The organism is Microbacterium limosum, from assembly GCF_036324365.1.
In the GTDB taxonomy this organism is placed as follows: Bacteria; Actinomycetota; Actinomycetes; order Actinomycetales; family Microbacteriaceae; genus Microbacterium; species Microbacterium limosum.
The window spans coordinates 1,901,593-1,918,349 of the sequence record NZ_CP137080.1; the positions used below are offsets into that span (position 1 = coordinate 1,901,593).

Annotated in this window: 16 protein-coding genes, 1 pseudogene and 1 riboswitch; of the genes and pseudogenes, 10 read left to right on the top strand and 7 right to left on the bottom strand. The window is 71.0% G+C overall.

The genetic code is table 11. The annotated features are described in order from the left end of the window. The first annotated feature begins 12 nt into the window (after nt 1–12). The 9 genes from RYJ27_RS09155 to RYJ27_RS09195 all read left to right on the top strand — a co-directional run bounded on the left by RYJ27_RS09155 (nt 13) and on the right by RYJ27_RS09195 (nt 8,772). On the top strand, nt 13–861 hold the full coding sequence (locus tag RYJ27_RS09155) for an exodeoxyribonuclease III (RefSeq protein WP_330170016.1): 849 nt from the start codon (nt 13–15) through the stop codon (nt 859–861). Nucleotides 862–921: 60 nt separating this feature from the next. Further along, nucleotides 922–1,938: a tryptophan--tRNA ligase gene (gene trpS / locus RYJ27_RS09160; RefSeq protein ID WP_422732828.1), complete on the top strand. Its 1,017-nt coding sequence runs from the start codon at nt 922–924 to the stop codon at nt 1,936–1,938. Nucleotides 1,939–2,129: 191 nt separating this feature from the next. Next, nucleotides 2,130–3,005, top strand: a complete 876-nt coding sequence (locus RYJ27_RS09165; protein WP_330170018.1) for an Fpg/Nei family DNA glycosylase — start codon at nt 2,130–2,132, stop codon at nt 3,003–3,005. Between the two features lie 57 nt (nt 3,006–3,062). Beyond that, a riboswitch (FMN riboswitch) is annotated at nt 3,063–3,219 on the top strand. A gap of 73 nt (nt 3,220–3,292) precedes the next feature. Next, a complete protein-coding gene (gene ribD / locus RYJ27_RS09170) occupies nt 3,293–4,345 on the top strand; it encodes a bifunctional diaminohydroxyphosphoribosylaminopyrimidine deaminase/5-amino-6-(5-phosphoribosylamino)uracil reductase RibD (RefSeq protein WP_422732829.1) in 1,053 nt (350 codons plus the stop codon). 1 nt (nt 4,346) lies between these two features. Continuing rightward, the gene (locus RYJ27_RS09175) at nt 4,347–4,979 is read left to right on the top strand and encodes a riboflavin synthase (protein WP_330170019.1); all 633 of its coding nucleotides are present in this window, start codon (nt 4,347–4,349) and stop codon (nt 4,977–4,979) included. Continuing rightward, complete coding sequence (gene ribA, locus RYJ27_RS09180; protein WP_330170020.1) at nt 4,976–6,250, top strand: GTP cyclohydrolase II; 1,275 nt, start codon at nt 4,976–4,978, stop codon at nt 6,248–6,250. The genes RYJ27_RS09175 and ribA overlap by 4 nt, the downstream gene beginning before the upstream one ends. Next, nucleotides 6,247–6,720 (top strand): 6,7-dimethyl-8-ribityllumazine synthase, encoded by a 474-nt coding sequence (gene ribH, locus RYJ27_RS09185; RefSeq protein ID WP_330170021.1) that lies wholly within the window; start codon nt 6,247–6,249, stop codon nt 6,718–6,720. The genes ribA and ribH overlap by 4 nt, the downstream gene beginning before the upstream one ends. Nucleotides 6,721–6,899: 179 nt before the next feature. Then, entirely contained in the window at nt 6,900–8,357 is a 1,458-nt protein-coding gene (locus RYJ27_RS09190; RefSeq protein ID WP_330170022.1) for an MFS transporter, read from the top strand. A gap of 61 nt (nt 8,358–8,418) precedes the next feature. Beyond that, nucleotides 8,419–8,772: a Fe-S protein gene (locus tag RYJ27_RS09195; RefSeq protein WP_330170023.1), complete on the top strand. Its 354-nt coding sequence runs from the start codon at nt 8,419–8,421 to the stop codon at nt 8,770–8,772. A gap of 9 nt (nt 8,773–8,781) precedes the next feature. Here RYJ27_RS09195 and RYJ27_RS09200 read toward each other — a convergent pair whose 3' ends face one another. From RYJ27_RS09200 to RYJ27_RS09210, 3 genes are read right to left on the bottom strand one after another with little or no spacing between them, the layout of a single operon-like run. Next, a complete protein-coding gene (locus tag RYJ27_RS09200; protein WP_330170024.1) occupies nt 8,782–9,606 on the bottom strand; it encodes an ABC transporter permease in 825 nt (274 codons plus the stop codon). Then, nucleotides 9,603–10,496, bottom strand: coding sequence for an ABC transporter permease (locus RYJ27_RS09205; protein ID WP_330172038.1), 894 nt, complete (start codon nt 10,494–10,496; stop codon nt 9,603–9,605). The genes RYJ27_RS09200 and RYJ27_RS09205 overlap by 4 nt, the downstream gene beginning before the upstream one ends. A gap of 5 nt (nt 10,497–10,501) precedes the next feature. After that, complete coding sequence (locus RYJ27_RS09210; protein ID WP_330170025.1) at nt 10,502–11,443, bottom strand: ABC transporter ATP-binding protein; 942 nt, start codon at nt 11,441–11,443, stop codon at nt 10,502–10,504. 108 nt (nt 11,444–11,551) lie between these two features. Between RYJ27_RS09210 and RYJ27_RS09215 the strand changes: the two are divergent. After that, a pseudogene (locus RYJ27_RS09215) lies at nt 11,552–12,567 on the top strand (amidohydrolase family protein). Nucleotides 12,568–12,726: 159 nt separating this feature from the next. Here RYJ27_RS09215 and RYJ27_RS09220 read toward each other — a convergent pair. Genes RYJ27_RS09220 through RYJ27_RS09235 form a run of 4 tightly spaced genes read right to left on the bottom strand, consistent with a single transcriptional unit; the run spans nt 12,727 to nt 16,644 of the window. Beyond that, nucleotides 12,727–13,830, bottom strand: a complete 1,104-nt coding sequence (locus tag RYJ27_RS09220) for an NAD(P)-dependent alcohol dehydrogenase (protein WP_330170026.1) — start codon at nt 13,828–13,830, stop codon at nt 12,727–12,729. 13 nt (nt 13,831–13,843) lie between these two features. Then, complete coding sequence (locus RYJ27_RS09225; protein ID WP_330170027.1) at nt 13,844–14,836, bottom strand: VOC family protein; 993 nt, start codon at nt 14,834–14,836, stop codon at nt 13,844–13,846. A 46-nt stretch (nt 14,837–14,882) separates the two neighbouring features. Beyond that, nucleotides 14,883–15,953 (bottom strand): PrpF domain-containing protein, encoded by a 1,071-nt coding sequence (locus RYJ27_RS09230; protein WP_330170028.1) that lies wholly within the window; start codon nt 15,951–15,953, stop codon nt 14,883–14,885. Then, nucleotides 15,943–16,644, bottom strand: coding sequence for a 4-carboxy-4-hydroxy-2-oxoadipate aldolase/oxaloacetate decarboxylase (locus RYJ27_RS09235; RefSeq protein WP_330170029.1), 702 nt, complete (start codon nt 16,642–16,644; stop codon nt 15,943–15,945). The genes RYJ27_RS09230 and RYJ27_RS09235 overlap by 11 nt, the downstream gene beginning before the upstream one ends. Nucleotides 16,645–16,757: the final 113 nt, after the last annotated feature.

Here is a 16,757-nt window from a genome sequence, read left to right on the forward strand (position 1 = left end):
TAGGGTGGAATCATGCCCCGCACCGTCCGCATCGCCTCCGTCAACGTCAACGGAATCCGGGCCGCGACCCGCAAGGGCATGCTCGCCTGGCTCGACGACGCCGGGGTCGAGGTCATGACGCTGCAGGAGGTGCGCGCGTCGGCCGACCACCTCGCGGCATCCCTGCCCGGATGGCACCTCGTCGGCGACGAGGCTCTCGCCAAGGGGCGCGCCGGCGTCGCCGTGGCGACCCGCGAGCCCGTCGCGCGGGTGCGCACGGAGTTCGCCGACGAGAGCCTCGACACCGCCGGCCGCTGGATCGAAGCCGACATCGAGCTCGGGGGCGAGTCCCTCACGATCGTGAGCGCCTATGTGCACACGGGCGAGGCCGGCACGCCGCGCCAGGAGCAGAAGTGGGCCTTCCTCGACGCCATGGAGGAGCGGATGCCGCAGCTGCGCGAATCGGCACCGCTCTCGCTCATCACGGGCGACCTCAACGTCGGCCACCGCGAGCTCGACATCCGCAACTGGCGGGGCAACGTCAAGAAGGCGGGCTTCCTCCCGCGGGAGCGCGCGTACTTCGACCGTTTCCTCGGCGCGGAGGGGGAGATCGTCAGCTGCGTCGACGGGACGTCGGGACCGGGGCTCGGGTGGGTCGACGTGGGGCGCCGATTCCACGGCGACGTCGACGGCCCGTACACGTGGTGGTCCAACCGCGGCAAGGCGTTCGACAACGACACCGGCTGGCGCATCGACTACCACCTGGCCACCCCCGAGCTGGCGAGCCGCGTGGAGGACTACCGCGTGGTCCGGGCGCCGTCGTGGGACACCCGGTGGAGCGACCACGCGCCGGTCGTGGCCGACTATCGGATCGGCGGCTGACCCCCGCGCGACGGGGCACCGCACGGCGGCGGGGCGCGGGCGGCGCAGGGCCGGACGCCTATGATCGATCGGGTGAGCAAAGCGCGCCTGTACTCCGGAATGCAGCCCTCCGCCGACTCCCTGCAGATCGGCAACTACATCGGAGCGCTCATGCAGTGGCGCGATCTGCAGGAGTCGTACGACGCGTACTTCTCGGTCGTCGACCTGCACGCGCTGACGCAGCCCAACGACCCCTCCGAGCTGCGGGAGAAGACCCGCCGCACGGCGGCGCAGTACATCGCCGCCGGGATCGAGCCCGCGAAGTCCACGCTCTACGTGCAGTCGCACGTGCCCGCGCACGCCGAGCTGGCGTGGATCCTCGGCACGCTGACGGGCTTCGGCGAGGCCGGCCGCATGACCCAGTTCAAGGACAAGTCGTCGCGCTACGGCCAGGACGCGACATCCGTGGGCCTGTTCACCTACCCCGTGCTGATGGCCGCCGACATCCTGCTCTACCAGACCGCCGTGGTCCCCGTCGGTGACGACCAGAAGCAGCACATCGAGCTGACGCGAGACATCGCGGAGCGCTTCAACGCGCGCTACGGCGAGACGTTCCGGGTGCCGATGCCGATGATCCAGCAGGAGTCGGCGCGCATCTACGACCTGCAGAACCCCGTGGCGAAGATGTCGAAATCGGCGGAGACCGACGCGGGCGTGCTGTGGCTGCTCGACGAGCCGTCCAAGAGCGCCAAGAAGGTCATGCGCGCCGTCACCGACAGCGAGGGCAGCGTGCGGTACGACCGCGAGAACAAGCCCGGCGTGTCGAACCTGCTCGTCATCTACGCCGCCCTCACCGGTCGGCAGATCCCCTCGATCGAGGACGAATACGCCGGCCGGGGCTACGGAGACTTCAAGAAGGGCCTGGCCGACGTCGTCGTCTCGGAGTTCGAGCCCGTTCGCAACCGCGCCCTCGAGCTGCTCGACGACCCCGCGGAGCTCGACCGCGTGCTGGCCGCCAACGCCGGGCGCGCCGAGACCGTGGCGATGGAGACGCTCGGCACGGTCTACGACCGCATGGGCCTGCTGCGCCGGCGCTGAGGCTCGCCACTCGGACACCCGCCCCTCCGCACCGAGCCCGCGACGCGTCGAACCGGACAACATTCCGGAAGGATCGCCGCCGAGCGGGCGGAACCGGCCCCGGGCAGGCGGCGGCGCGCACTGTCACCGGAGCGTTGTCGGCAGACCGCCCCGTCGACCCCTGGGTCGGTACCCCGTGCCACCATGGATGCATGCCCGAGATGCCGGAAGTGCAGGGCCTCGTGGACTTCCTCCGCGAGCGCGTCGTCGGCCTGCGCGTCACGACCGCGACGGTGCTGCAGTTCGCCGCGCTGAAGACGTTCGATCCCCCGATCCGGGCGCTGGAGGGCGCGGAGATCTCCGGCGTCACCCGAGCCGGCAAGTTCATCGCGATCGGATGCCGCGGCCTGGGCGATGACGCCCTGCACCTCGTCTTCCACCTCGCCAAGGCGGGCTGGCTGCGCTGGCACGACAGCGCGCCCGCGACCCCGGTACGCCCGGGCAAGTCGCCGCTCGCCGCCCGCGTCGTCCTCTCGGACGGGTCGGGGTTCGATCTGACCGAGGCGGGCACGAAGAAGTCGCTCGCGATCTCCGTCGTCCGCTCGCTGGGGGACGTTCCGGGCATCGCCCGCCTGGGGCCCGATCCCCTCGACCCCGCCTTCACACGCGATGTCTTCGCCGCCCTCCTCTCCGGCCGGCGCACGCAGATCAAGGGAGTGCTGCGCGATCAGTCGATCGTCGCGGGGATCGGCAACGCCTACTCCGACGAGATCCTGCACGCCGCCCGGATGTCGCCGTACGCCCTCGCCGCGAATCTCGACGACGGCGAGGTCGACCGGCTCTACGGGGCGACGCAGCAGACCCTCCGCGAGGCCGTCGCGACCGCCACCGGACGTCCGCCGGCCGACCTCAAGGACGCCAAGCGGCGCGGGATGCAGGTGCATGCGCGACGCGGGCAGCCGTGCCCCGTGTGCGGCACCGAGGTGCAGTCCGTTTTCTTCGCAGACAACTCGCTCGAGTACTGCCCCACGTGTCAGACCGGCGGCAAGAAGCTCGCCGATCGCCGGCTCTCCCGCCTGCTGAAGTGACGCGGCGGGGCGGGAATGCAAAGGCGTCCCGCCCGCGTTGCTAGACTCCAGAGCATCAACGTGCTCCGGGGTCGGTGAGAATCCGAACCGGCGGTGAGAGTCCGCGAGCCGAGGCACCCGTTCCGACGGGAGCCGAGGTCGATCCGGTGTAATTCCGGAACCGACGGTGATGTACGGCACCTGCCGTACGAGTCCGGATGGGAGGCAGCACGGAGGTGTCGCGTCGACGCGTGACACCTCCACGTCGCGCACCGTCGACGGTCCCCGGAGCCAAGTAAGGACCGGAAGTGACCGTCAGCGACAGGGAATGGCAGGCCATGGGCCGCGCCCGCGATCTCGCGCTCCTCGGGCCGCGCGGCATCAATCCGCAGGTGGGTGCGATCGTCCTCTCGCCCACGGGAGACGTGCTCGCCGAGGGATGGCACCGCGGCGCCGGCACCCCCCACGCCGAGGTCGACGCGCTCTCCCGGCTCGCCCCGGGCGCCGCCCGCGGCGCGACGATGGTCGTCACCCTCGAGCCGTGCAACCACACCGGGCGCACGGGTCCCTGCGCGCTCGCCCTGATCGAGGCCGGCGTCGCCCGCGTCGTGTACGCCGTCGAAGACCCCGCCGAGGTGTCGGGCGGCGGCGCCGAGCGCCTGCGCGCCCACGGCATCGAGGTCGAGCCCGGCGTGCGCGCCGACGAGATCCGCACCATGATCGCCGGCTGGCTGGACGCCGCGCGCCGGGGCAGGCCGCACGTCAGCATCAAATGGGCGCAGAGCCTCGACGGCCGCGCCGCCGCCGCCGACGGCTCCAGCCGGTGGATCACGGGGCCCGACGCCCGGCGCGACGTGCACCGCCGCCGGGCCGACGCGGACGCCATCGTCGCGGGCATCGGCACGATCCTCGCCGACGACCCCGCCCTCACCGCTCGCGCCGAGGACGGCTCCCTCCTGCCGACCCAGCCGCTGCCGGTCGTGCTCGGGCGCCGCGGCGTGCCCGCGGATGCCGCGGTGCGGCGTCACCCGCGGGAGCTGCTGCACCTCGACGGCACCGACCTGGCCGACGCCCTCTCCCAGCTGCGCCGCCGCGGCATCCAGCGGGTCTTCGTCGAGGGCGGCCCCACCCTCGCCGCGTCGTTCGTGCGCGCGGGGCTCGCCGACGAGCTGCTGGTGTACGTCTCGCCGATCCTGCTCGGCGGCCCGCGCGTGGCCCTCGACGACGTCGGCGTCGGCTCCATCGCCGCGGCCCGCCGCTTCGCCTTCACCGATGTCCGCCCGCTCGGTGCGGACGTGCTCTTCACCGCCGTTCCCGCGGATGCCCCAGCATCCGACCCGTCGCCCCAAGGAGGACGCTGACATGTTCACCGGAATCATCGAGGAGATCGGCGAGGTGACCCGCCTGGAGCCGTCGGGGGACGGCGTGCGGCTCACGCTGCGGGCCCCTCTCGCGGTGGCGGACGCGCGGCACGGCGACTCGATCGCGGTCAGCGGCGTCTGCCTCACCGTCGTCGCCCAGGATGCGCAGACGTTCACAGCGGACGTGATGCAGCAGACGCTCGACATGTCGACGCTCGGCGCCCTGACGGCGGGCGCACCGGTGAACATCGAGCGGGCGATGCCCGTGGGCGCGCGGCTGGGCGGGCACGTCGTGCAGGGGCACATCGACGGCACCGGCGTCGTCGCCGACGTGCGGCCGGGCGACCGCTGGCAGGTGGTCCGGGTCGCGATGCCCCCGCACCTGGCGCCGCTCGTCGTCGACAAGGGCTCCATCGCGGTCGACGGAGTGTCCCTCACCGTCAGCGCCGTGAGCGACGCCGCCGAGACCGCGCCGTGGTTCGAGGTGTCCCTCATCCCCGAGACGCTCGAGGCCACGACCCTCGGCGGGCGCTCGCCGGGCGATCCGGTCAACCTGGAGACCGACATCCTCGCGCGTCACGTCCAGCGGATGCTCGCCTTCGCCGGCGACGCCACGGAAGGAGGCTCGAGATGAGCCTGTCCACGATCGACGAGGCCCTCGACGCGCTCCGCGCGGGTCGTCCCGTGCTCGTCGCCGACGACGAGAATCGCGAGAACGAGGGCGACGTCATCCTCTCCGCCGAGCTCGCCACCCCCGAGTGGGTGGCGTGGACGGTGCGGTGGTCGTCGGGATTCGTCTGCGCGCCGATGCCGGCGGAGTTCGCCGACCGGCTCGACCTCCCCCCGATGGTCGAACGCAACGAGGACGCACGCGGCACGGCCTACACCGTCAGCGTGGATGCCGCGGACGGCGTCACGACGGGCATCAGCGCCTCCGACCGTGCGCACACGCTCAACGTGCTCGCGAACCCCCGGTCCACGCCCACGAGCGTCATCCGCCCCGGCCACATCCTTCCCCTGCGCGCCGTCGACGGCGGGGTGCGGGAGCGCAGCGGCCACACCGAGGCCGCCGTCGAGCTCATGCGGCTGGCGGGCCTGTCCCCCGTCGGCGCCATCGCCGAGGTCGTCGCGGAGGACGGCAGCATGATGCGCCTGCCCGGGCTGATCGAGCTCGGCGAGCGCGACGGGGTTCCGGTCATCACGATCGAACAGCTGATCGCCTATCTCGAGGAGCACGAACCCCGCGCGGAGGCCGCGGGCGGCGTGCACCGGCGGCGGGTGAGCCTGCGGGCCGAGTCCCGCGTGCCCACCGAGCACGGCGTCTTCCGCTTCCTCGCCTACAAGGACCGCACCACCGGCACCGACCACCTCGCCGTGGTGGCGGGCGACCTGGAGGGCGCCCCCCTCGTCCGCGTGCACTCCGAGTGCCTCACGGGCGAGGCCTTCGGCTCGCTCAAGTGCGAGTGCGGACCGCAGCTGGATGCCGCGCTGGAGGCGATCTCGCGCGACGGAGGCGTCGTCGTCTATATGCGCGGGCACGAGGGCCGCGGCATCGGGCTCATCAACAAGCTGCGGGCCTACGGCCTGCAGGAGCGCGGCCTCGACACGGTGGACGCCAACCTGGCCCTCGGCCTGCCCGCCGACGCGCGTGACTACGCCGCCGCCGCCGGCATCCTCGCCGACCTCGGCGTCGAGCGCGTGCGCCTGCTCACCAACAACCCCGACAAGGTGTCGCAGCTGCGCGAGCTGGGGCTCGAGATCGTCGAGCAGGTTCCGCTGCTCGTCGGGGTGGGACCCAACAATCATCAATACCTGGAGACGAAGCGAGACCGCATGGGACACGTGATCGACGAAGACGACCTGGCCGAGGCGTTCGCCGAGATGAAGACGGGAAGCGACCAGTGAGCGGCAAGGGGGCCCCCGAGCGCGCGGGCACGGATGCCGCGGGCCTGAGGGTCGTCGTCGTCGCCGGCGAATGGCACGACGTCATCACCGACGGTCTCATCGCGGGCGCGACGCGGGCGCTCGACGCCGCCGGGGCGGCCCACCAGGTGGTGCGCGTGCCGGGGTCCTTCGAACTGCCCGTCGTCTGCAAGGCCGCGCTCGAGGCCGGCGCCGACGCCGTCGTAGCGCTCGGTGTCATCATCCGGGGCGGCACGCCGCACTTCGAGTACGTCTCGTCCGCCGCCACGGACGGCCTCACCCGCGTGGCGATCGACACCGGCAAGCCCGTGGGCTTCGGGGTGCTGACCCTCGACGACGAGCAGCAGGGCATCGATCGGGCGGGCCTGCCCGGCTCGAAGGAGGACAAGGGCGCCGAGGCCGCGGATGCCGCGATCCGCACCGCCCTCGCGCTGCGCGCCCTGCGGGGCTGAGGCGCCGCAGCGCGCGATCGGGCGCGCGGCGGCGTAGGATCGTCCTTCGTGTGCCGGCGAACCCCGCCGGCGCACACGGTGCCCACCGACGCGCCCCGGCGCGTCACCCTGCGCCGAGCGCTCCCACCGACCCCAGCCGCCACTTCGGCGTCGCCGCGCTCTCCGACAGGTTCTCCCGCATGACCGCTTCAGCCACCTCCGCCCCCGCCCCGGCGCCCGCACCCGCCAACCCCCGCTCGCGCGTCATCACGGCGAGCCTCGTGGGCACGACGATCGAGTTCTACGACTTCTACGTCTACGCCACCGCGGCCGTGCTCGTCTTCCCGATCCTGTTCTTCCCGACCGGCAACGACACGACCGCGCTGCTCTCATCGTTCGCGGTCTTCGGCGCGGCGATGGTCGCGCGCCCCGTCGGGGCGGTCATCTTCGGGCACTTCGGCGACCGATTCGGCCGCAAGGCCACGCTCGTGGCGTCACTGCTGACCATGGGGATCGCGACCTTCCTCATCGGCTGCCTGCCGACCTTCGACGACATCGGCTGGTGGGCGGCCCTGCTGCTGCTCGTGCTGCGCCTCGCACAGGGCTTCGCGCTCGGCGGCGAGTGGTCCGGTGCGGCCCTCGTGGCGACGGAGAACGCGCCGCGCGGCAAGCGCGCGTGGTACGGCACCTTCCCGCAGCTGGGCGCCCCCATCGGGTTCATCATCGCCAACTCCGTGTTCCTCGCGATCTACTTCGCCCTGCCCCACCCCGACGGCGGCGCCCAGCGCTCCGAGGAGTTCCTCGCGTGGGGCTGGCGCGTGCCGTTCCTCTTCTCGGCCGTCATGGTCATCGTCGGCCTCTGGGTGCGCCTGAAGCTCGTCGAGTCGACGACGTTCACCTCGGCGTCGACGGCGGGGACGATCCGCAGGTTCCCGCTCGGCGAGGTCGTGCGGCGGCACTGGCGCCAGCTCATCCTCGGCACGTTCATCATGCTCGCGACCTACGTGCTCTTCTACCTCATGACGAGCTTCACCCTCTCCTACGGCACGAAGGCGACCACCGACGCCGCTCAGGCGGCGGCGGATGCCGCGGGGACCGCGTTCGACGCCGCGACCTACGTACCCGGTCTCGGGTTCGGTTACACCGACTTCGTGATCATGCAGATCGTGGGCGTCGTGTTCTTCGGGATCTTCACGACGCTCTCCGGGCCTCTCGCCGATTCCCTGGGCCGCCGCCGCCTGCTGATGTGGATCACCGGGGGCATCTTCGTCTTCGGCCTGCTGTTCAACATCTTCCTGATGCCGCAGGCCGACCCCAAGTTCACCGGCGCTCTCGTGCAGGCCTTCCTCGTGCTCGGCTTCATGCTCATGGGCGCCACGTTCGGACCGATGGGGGCCGTGCTGCCCGAGCTGTTCCCGACGAACGTGCGCTACTCGGGATCGGCGATCTCCTACAACGTGTCCTCGATCCTCGGCGCCGCGCTCGCCCCCATCGTGGCGGTGGCCCTGTGGGCCGCGGCGGGCGGCAGCCCGTGGCTCGTCGGGGTGTACCTCTCGGTCATGGCCGTGCTGACCTTCGTCGCGCTCTGGCTCTCGCCCGAGACGAAGGACATCGACTACGACTCCAACATCGGGACGACCGCCCCCCAGGCGTCATGACCCCGCTGCTGAGGGCGTCCTTGCTGGTGCTCACGGTGCACGAGCCTCTACCGTGACGAGCATGGAGATTCTGCGCCACCTCGTCGTCCTGGTCCACCTCACCGGATTCGCGCTCCTCTTCGGCGCGTGGGCCGCCCAGGCATGGGGCGGCCGCCGGCAGATAACGCGACTCCAGCACGTCGGCTTCACCGTCGCCGCGGTCGCCGGGCTCGCGCTGGCCGCGCCGTGGGGGATCTCGTACGAGCTCGACTACGCCAAGATCGCCACGAAGCTCGTCATCCTGCTCGTCATCGGCGCGCTGCTCGGCATCGGGCAGGCGCGCCAGCGCCGCTCCGGCGCGGCGCCCTCGGCGATGTTCTGGGGCATCGGCATCCTGACGTTCGCCAACGCGGCGATCGCCGTGCTCTGGCGCTGAGCGGATGCCTCAGTCCAGGAACAGCGCGCGCAGCCGGCGCGTGGTCATGAGCAGGCCCAGCGCGATCATCAGGGCGTAGTAGAGGACGTGCCACAGCATCCCGGGGTGCAGCGCGCCCGTCGTGAGACCACGCACGAGCTCGACACCGTGCCAGAGCGGCAGCGCCTGCACGATCGCCTGCACCCACTCCGGGTAGACCGTGATCGGGTAGAACGTCGCCGAGAACAGGAACATCGGCAGCATCACGAACTGGATCCAGTCCATGTGCTGGAACGCCTTCATGTAGCTCGTGACTGCCATGCCGAGACTCGCGAAGCCGAAGGCGATCAGCATGACGGCCGGCAGTGCCAGCAGGGCCGTCCACGACAGATTGAGGCCCGCGAACTGCATGATCACGAGGAACCCGCTCGCATAGACGAGCCCGCGCAGCAGCGCGTAGAGGATCTCGCCCAGCGCGACATCGAACGGCCCGAGCGACGTCGCGAGCATCCCCTCGTAGAGCCGTCCGTAGTTGAGCTTGAAGAAGACGTTCCAGGTGGAGTCGTAGACGGCGCCGTTCATCGCCGACACCGCCAGCAGCGCGGGCGCGATGAACGCCGCGTACGAGACCACGACCCCGCTGGAGGTCTCGACGTCGCCGATGAGGGCGCCGAGCCCGATGCCCATCGAGGCGAGGTAGAACACGGGCTCGAAGAACCCGGAGAGCACGACGATCCAGCTCGAGGAGCGCGCCGCGATGAGTCCCCGCTGCACGACGGCACCCGGGTTGCCCGCCCAGAGCGCGCGCACCCCGCCGCGTCGCGCTGCGGCGGGAACCGCCGTCGTCGCGCTCATTTCGCGAGCCTCCGCGTGAAGACGCGCCGCGCGGCGACGTAGCCGCCCGCCGCCAGCAGCGCCAGGTAGACGACGTGGACCATAGTCTGCTCGGCGCTCTGCGGGGAGCCGTAGGTCACGAGCCGGCCGAGCTCGGAGGCGTGCCACAGCGGTGAGATCCACCCGATCCACTGCAGCCAGACGGGGAGGGTGTCGAGCGGATAGAACGTGCCCGAGAAGAGGAACATGGGCATGAACACGAACCGCTGCACGAGCGCGAACTGTCCCCTGTCGTCCTCGATCGAGCCGGCGTAGGCCATGAGCGGCAACCCGAACGCGGCGCCCGCCAGGAGCGCGATACCGATGCCGATCCAGCCCGTCGCGGGGTCTGGCACCGCGCCGAAGAGCCACAGGAACGCGTAGTACGCCACGGCGGTCACGATCATCCGCGCCATCGCACCGAACACCACGCCGGTGGCGATCTGTCCGCTGGAGAGCGCCGAGGCGCTGAACCCGAAGAAGTACCGGCGCCACTTGAAGCCCGCCATGACGGGATAGGTGAACTCCTCGCTCGCGACCGAGATGGTGGCCGTCATCAGCAGCGCCGGCGCGACGAAGACGAGGTACGACACATCCCTCCCGCCGTCGACGATCGGCGCGTCGATCAGTGCGGCGAGCCCCACGGCGAGCCCCAAGAGGTAGAGGATCGGCTGCCCGAGCGCCCCGACGATGATCGTCCACCCGTAGGCGCGCATCGCCCGCACCATGTGCTCCGTGACGTACCAGGAGCCGAACCGCCGCGGCCGGCGACCCGCGGCGAGGGCCTCGGACCGCAGCTCGTCGAGGGAGGGCTGCGGACGCACACCCCCCGGCGCGGGGCCGGTCCGGGGATCGTGACCGGCGTGGTCGATGCCGCTCACTCGATCAGCGACCTTCCCGTGAGCCGGAGGAAGACGTCTTCCAGGCTCGAGCGCCGCACGAGCGAGGTCACCGGCGTCAGGCCCTCTGCCGTGATGCGCTCGAGGGCCCGTTCGCCGTCGTGGGTGTAGACGAGGATGCGGTCGGGGAGGACCTCCACCCGCTCCCCCGCCCCCTCGAGCCTCGGTGCGACCTGCTGGTTGCGTTCCGACCCGAACCTCACCTCGAGCACCTCGCGCGTGGAGTGCCGGCGGATCAGCTCGCTCGGGCTGCCCTCCGCCATGATCCTGCCCTCGTCCACGACGATGAGGCGGTCGCAGAGCTGCTCGGCCTCGTCCATGTAGTGGGTCGTCAGCACGAGAGTCGTGCCCTGCTCCTTCAGGCGGAACAGGCGGTCCCACAGCACGTGGCGCGCCTGGGGGTCGAGGCCGGTGGTCGGCTCGTCCAGCAGCAGGATGCGCGGGTCGTTCACCAGAGCGCGGGCTATCGTCAGCCGGCGCTTCATGCCGCCGGAGAGCTGGTCGACCTTGCTGCGCGCCTTCTCCTCCAGCTGGGCGAACGCCAGCAGCTCGTCGGCCTTCCGATGGCACACCCGCGCGGGCAGACCGAAGTAGCGACCGTAGATGAAGAGGTTCTCGCGGGCGTTGAGCTCGGCGTCCAGATTGTCCTGCTGGGGCACGACCCCCAGCCGCGAACGGATGTCGGGGCCGTGGCGGTCGGGGTCGAGGCCGAGGATCTGCAGCTGCCCGCTCGATCGCGTCGAGACCGCGCCCACCATCTTCATGGTCGTCGACTTGCCCGCCCCGTTCGGCCCCAGCAGGCCGAACGATTCCCCCGGCGCGACCTCGAAGGAGAGCCCGTCGACGGCGACGAGATCGGGCTTGCCCTTCACGCGGTACGACTTGCGCAGATCGACGGCGGAGATGACGGCTTCTGGCACCGCACCACCCTAGTCCGCATCCCGGACATCGCCTCCGGGCTGGACGCCCTCTCCTGATGTCGCCATAATTGGCTACAATTCCTCGACGTAGAGACTCGGAGACAGCACGTGATCATCGACTGCCACGGCCACTTCACCACGACCCCGCCGGGGGTCGCCGCATGGCGGGAGGCGCAGCTGGCGGCATCCACCGCCGACGAGCTCGATGCCGTCGCCGCGCGCGAGTACGAGGTGACCGACGACGAGATCCGGGATGCCGTCGGCGGCGCCCAGCTCGCCCAGCAGCGGGAGCGCGGCACCGATCTCACGATCTTCTCCCCTCGCGCCAGCTGGATGGCCCACCACGTGGGCGACGAGCGCACGTCGCGGGAATGGACCAGGAGGCAGAACGACCTCATCCACCGCGTCTGCACGCTCTTCCCGGGCAGCTTCGCCCCCGTCGCGCAGCTGCCGCAGAGCCCGGGCGCTCCGATCGAGGGCGCGGTCGCCGAGCTGCGGCGCTGCGTCGAGGAGCTCGGCTTCATCGGCTGCAACGTCAACCCCGACCCGAGCGGGGGCGATGGGACGGCCCCGCCCTGTCGGATGCGTACTGGACGCCGCTCTGGGAGGCGATGGAGGAGCTCGACGTGCCCGGCATGGTGCACGTGAGCGCATCGGACAACCCGACCGTCCACACCACCGGCGCCTACTATCTCGCGGCCGACACGACCGCCTTCATGCAGGCCCTCAGCTCGGGGTTCCTCTCCCGGCATCCCGGCCTGCGCCTCGTGATCCCCCACGGCGGGGGCGCCGTTCCGTACCACTGGGGTCGATTCCGCGGCATGGCCCGCGACCAGGGGTGGGACTTCGAGGCCACCATGTCGCAGATCTGGTTCGACACCTGCGTGTACCACCAGCCCGGAATCGACCTCCTCCTCGAGGTCGTACCGACGTCCCAGGTGCTGTTCGGCTCCGAGATGATCGGCGCCGTGCGAGGCACCGACCCCGACACCGGTCGGCACTGGGACGACACGAAGGCCTACATCGAGGCGTCCGCACTGGATGCCGCGGCCCGCGACGCCGTCTTCGAGGGCAACGCCCGCCGGGTCTACCCCCGCATCGAGGGCTGGTTGCCGGCGCGGTAGCGCACGCCCCTCTCCCGGGCAGAGGAGCATTGCCGAGGCGAGGGGGCCTTCGCGGGAAAGCCCCCTCGCCTCGGCAGACGTCCTCTCCCGAGGCGAGGACGCCACGCGTCGCGACCGCTCAGACGGAACGGTGGAGCGCGCGAGCAGCCGGTGGAGGCATCAGGCGAAGACCACCACCGGCTTGACGACCTCGCCGTTCTCCGAGGCGGAGAAGGCGTCGTTGATGTCGTGGAAGTCGAAGTTCTCCACGAGGCGGTCGAAGGGGAAGCGACCCTGCCGCCACAGCTCGATCAGTCGAGGGATGAAGACCTGCGGGATCGAATCGCCCTCGATGATCATCTTCAGCGACCAGCCCCGGGTCATGGACAGGCCGGTCTCGACGGCCGTCTCGGTGCCGGGCGCCTGAGCGCCGACGACGCCGACCGTTCCGCGGACGCCGAGAGAGTCCACCGCCTGGCGCAGCACATCGCTGCGCCCCGAGGTCTCGAGCGCGAAGTCCACTCCGTCGCCGGTCAGCTCCTTCACCCGCGCCGCGACGTCGCCCTCACGCGCATCGACCGTGTCGGTCGCCCCGAGCTCGAGCGCGAGCGCGAGACGGTCGGGGTTGACGTCCACCGCGATGATCCGTCCGCACCCGACCGCCACGGCGGCGAGCAGGGCCGACAGACCCACGGCACCCGCCCCGAACACGGCGAAGGTCGTGCCCGCCGCCGGGCGCAGCGAGTTCATCACCGCTCCGGCTCCGGTCTGGATGCCGCAGCCGAGCGGCCCCATGAGCTCGAGCGGCACATCGTCGGGCACCTTCACCACGGCGCGCTCGTCCGCGTTCGCGTATGTCGCGAAAGAGGATTGCCCGAAGAAGTGCGACGAGACCGCCGAACCCCCGGCATCCGTGAGCGCCGTGGAGCCGTCGATGCGGGTCCCGCCGAAGTTCAGGGCGTAGAGCGACTCGCAGTAGGTGCTCGCTCCCTCGAGGCAGTGCCGGCACCGGCCGCACGTGTTCACGGAGAGGACGACGTGATCGCCGGGGGCCACCGACCTCACCGCGCCGCCGACGGCCTCCACGATCCCCGCTCCCTCGTGGCCGAGAACGGCGGGCAGCGGCGTCGGGTAGATCTGGTCGCGGACGACGGCGTCGGTGTGGCACACGCCGGTCGCGACCATGCGCACCCGCACCTCCGTGGGGCGCAGCTCGTCGAGATCCAGCTCCTCGATGACGAGGGGGGCGCCCGCGTCGCGGGCGACGGCTGCCAGCGTCTTCATCTTCGTTCCTTCCTCAGCGGCCCTCGAGGGCTTTGCGGTCGATCTCCTCCTGATTCTCCACGTACGGAGTGCCGTGCGTGTGGAACGTGGGGATCGTCTTCATGCCCCAGGCCTGACCCTTGGCGCGCTCGGCCTGCGTCCACTCCACGACCGGCCAGTCGGGATCGAGGATGAGGCGGGCGCCCGCGTTGGCGAACTCGATCCGGTTGCCACCGGGCTCCCACACGTAGAGGAAGAACGTCTGGTTGATCGCGTGCTTGTAGGGGCCGTACTCGATGTAGACCTTGTTCTCGAGGAAGATGTCGGCCGCCTTGAGGATGTCCTCGCGCGTGTCGGGGGCGAGGGCGAAGTGGTGGAAGCGCCCGCGCTGCTTCGACCAGTCGTCGGAGTAGACCACGTCGTAGGACTTCTGGTTGAAGCGGAACCACCACGCGCCGTAGCGGCCGTCGTCGAGGCGAACCCGCTCCGACTCACGCGCCTTCATGACATCGCGCCAGAACTCTCCCGCCGCGTTGACGTCGCTGGCGAGGTAGTTGATGTGGTCCATGCGACGCGCGTTGACGCCGCGTCCGGGGAACGCCGAGGCCTGGTTCTTCAGCGCCGGGCGGTCCTCGTCGTCCGCGCGGTAGAGCTCGGTGTCGTAGTACACCGCCATCGTGTGGCCGTCCGGGTCCTCGAACTCGTAGGAGCGGCCGACGCCGACCTCAGGGTCGCGCCAGCCGTGCCCGAGACCCGCGGCCTCGATCGCGGCGACGCGACGCTCGAGGGCCTCCTGGCTCGACGCCCGGAAGAGGGTGCGTCCGACGCCGTTCGTGTCGGACGCCGTGAGCTTGAGCGTATAGAGCTGGTACTCGTCCCAGCAGCGCAGATACGCGGAGTCTCCGATCCGCGCGACCTCGCGCATCGCGCACAGGTCGCGGAAGAAGTGCAGGCTCTCCTCGAACTTCGGGGTGAACAACTCGACGCCGCCCATGTGGGCGATGTCGAAGTTCTCGTATTCGGCCATGTGTCCGTCCTCCTTGACTGTGCCGGATGCCTCGGATCCGGCGGGTTCACCTCCGCGGGCGCGGGAAGACGCGCCCGTCGAAGAGCTTTCGTGCGGTGCGCTCCGACGCGGACGACCCGCGCCAGACACCGTCTTCGTCCTGCGTCACGATCACGCGCGCGGCGAAGGTGCCGCCGGGATGCTCGATGAGCGTCTCGTCCCCCGGGCCGAGCGCGGCCAGGGAGTGCCCCACCGCACCGGGAACGCGGATGCCGGCGGCCACCGACGCGGCCATGAGCACCCCGATCGAGGTGTGCACCCGGTGGGGGATGAAGGCCCGCGTGCGGATGGCGCCCCCCGCGGCCGGGGCCGAGAGGAGGAACATCTTCGGCACGGTCTGCCCCGCGGCATCCGCGATGCCCAGGAGCGCCGCGGCGCCCATCCGCACCCGCTCCACCTCGGCGCGCAGCGCGGCGTTCTCCTCGAGCTCGGCGGGCGACTCCGACCCCGTGATGCCGAACTCGGCGGCGTCCATCAGCACCGTCGGCATCCCGTTGTCGACGATGGAGACGCGGTGGCCGGCGACCTCGTCGCGCACGGCGCCGGTCGGGAACAGGGGTGCGGACCGGGTCACCGAGAGCTCGATCGCGCCGGCCGTCCCCGGCACACCGTCGATCGCGAGATCGCCGTCGTAATCGACGACGCCCCCCGGGGTGGATATCCGAGCGGAGGCGATGTCGTCGGTGTTGAGCAGGCGGATGCGGACGGTCGTGACCGGGTCCTCGGCCCTCACGAGTCCGCGCTCGATCGCGAAGGGGCCGACGCCGGCGAGCAGGTTGCCGCAGGTCTGCGAATCGCTGACGACGGGCTCGTCGACCCCCACCTGGAGGAAGAGATAGTCCACGTCGGCGCCGTCCTGCTCCGACGTCGAGACGATCGCGACCTTCGAGGTGAGGGGGTGCGCCCCGCCCACGCCGTCGATCTGCGCCGGATCCGGCGTGCCCATGACGCGCATCATCAGGTCGTTGCGTGCGTCGCGCTCGGCGGGCACGTCGGATGACACGAAGTAGGCGCCCTTGGAGGTCCCGCCGCGCATGAGCATGCAGGGGATCCCCTCGCGGCTCGCGTCAGCGGCCATCGAACTCCGCCTGGCTGATGTAGGTGACGCCGAGCGTGTCGAGCACGGGTCGCAGCGCATTCACATCCATCGAGATCTCCCCCGCCGCGTACCGCGTGCGCACCGCGGCCTCGCGTTCGGCCCGCGCCGTGGCGGCCCCGAGGGTCTGCGCGGCCCGCTGCCGGGGAACGATCGTGACGCCATCGTCGTCGGCGACGACGATGTCCCCGGGATGCACGACGGCTCCGCCGAGGACGACCGGGACGTTGACCGCGCCCGCGGTGTCCTTCACGGTCCCTTCCGCGCTGACGTGGGCGGTCCACACGGGGAAGCCCATCGAGCGCAGTTCCGCGGTGTCGCGGACGCCTCCGCTCGTGACGTAGGCGCGCACGCCGCGCACCTGCATCTGCGTCGCCATCAGCTCCCCGATGAACCCGTAGGGCGAGTCGGTCACGGGCACCACCACGATCACATCGCCGTCCCGCGCCTGCTCGATCGCGGCGTGGACCATGAGGTTGTCCCCCGGCGCGACGGACACCGTGACGGCGGTGCCGGCGACCGCGGCATCCCGCTGGATCGGCCGGATGCCGGGGCCTGCGTACCCGACGCGGCCCATCGCCTCGTGGACCGTCGCGGAGCCGAGCGGGGCGAGGGCGTCGACGATCGCGCGGTCGGCACGGACGATGTCGGTGACGACGACCTTGTCGGACATGGGGCTCCCTCGAATGGCCAGCGGCTTCCGCCAGAGAACCATACCTCTAGCCGAATGGTCAAGATTCTGTCTACAATCTTGGCTACCGGATATACCTCTGGACATAGTGAAAT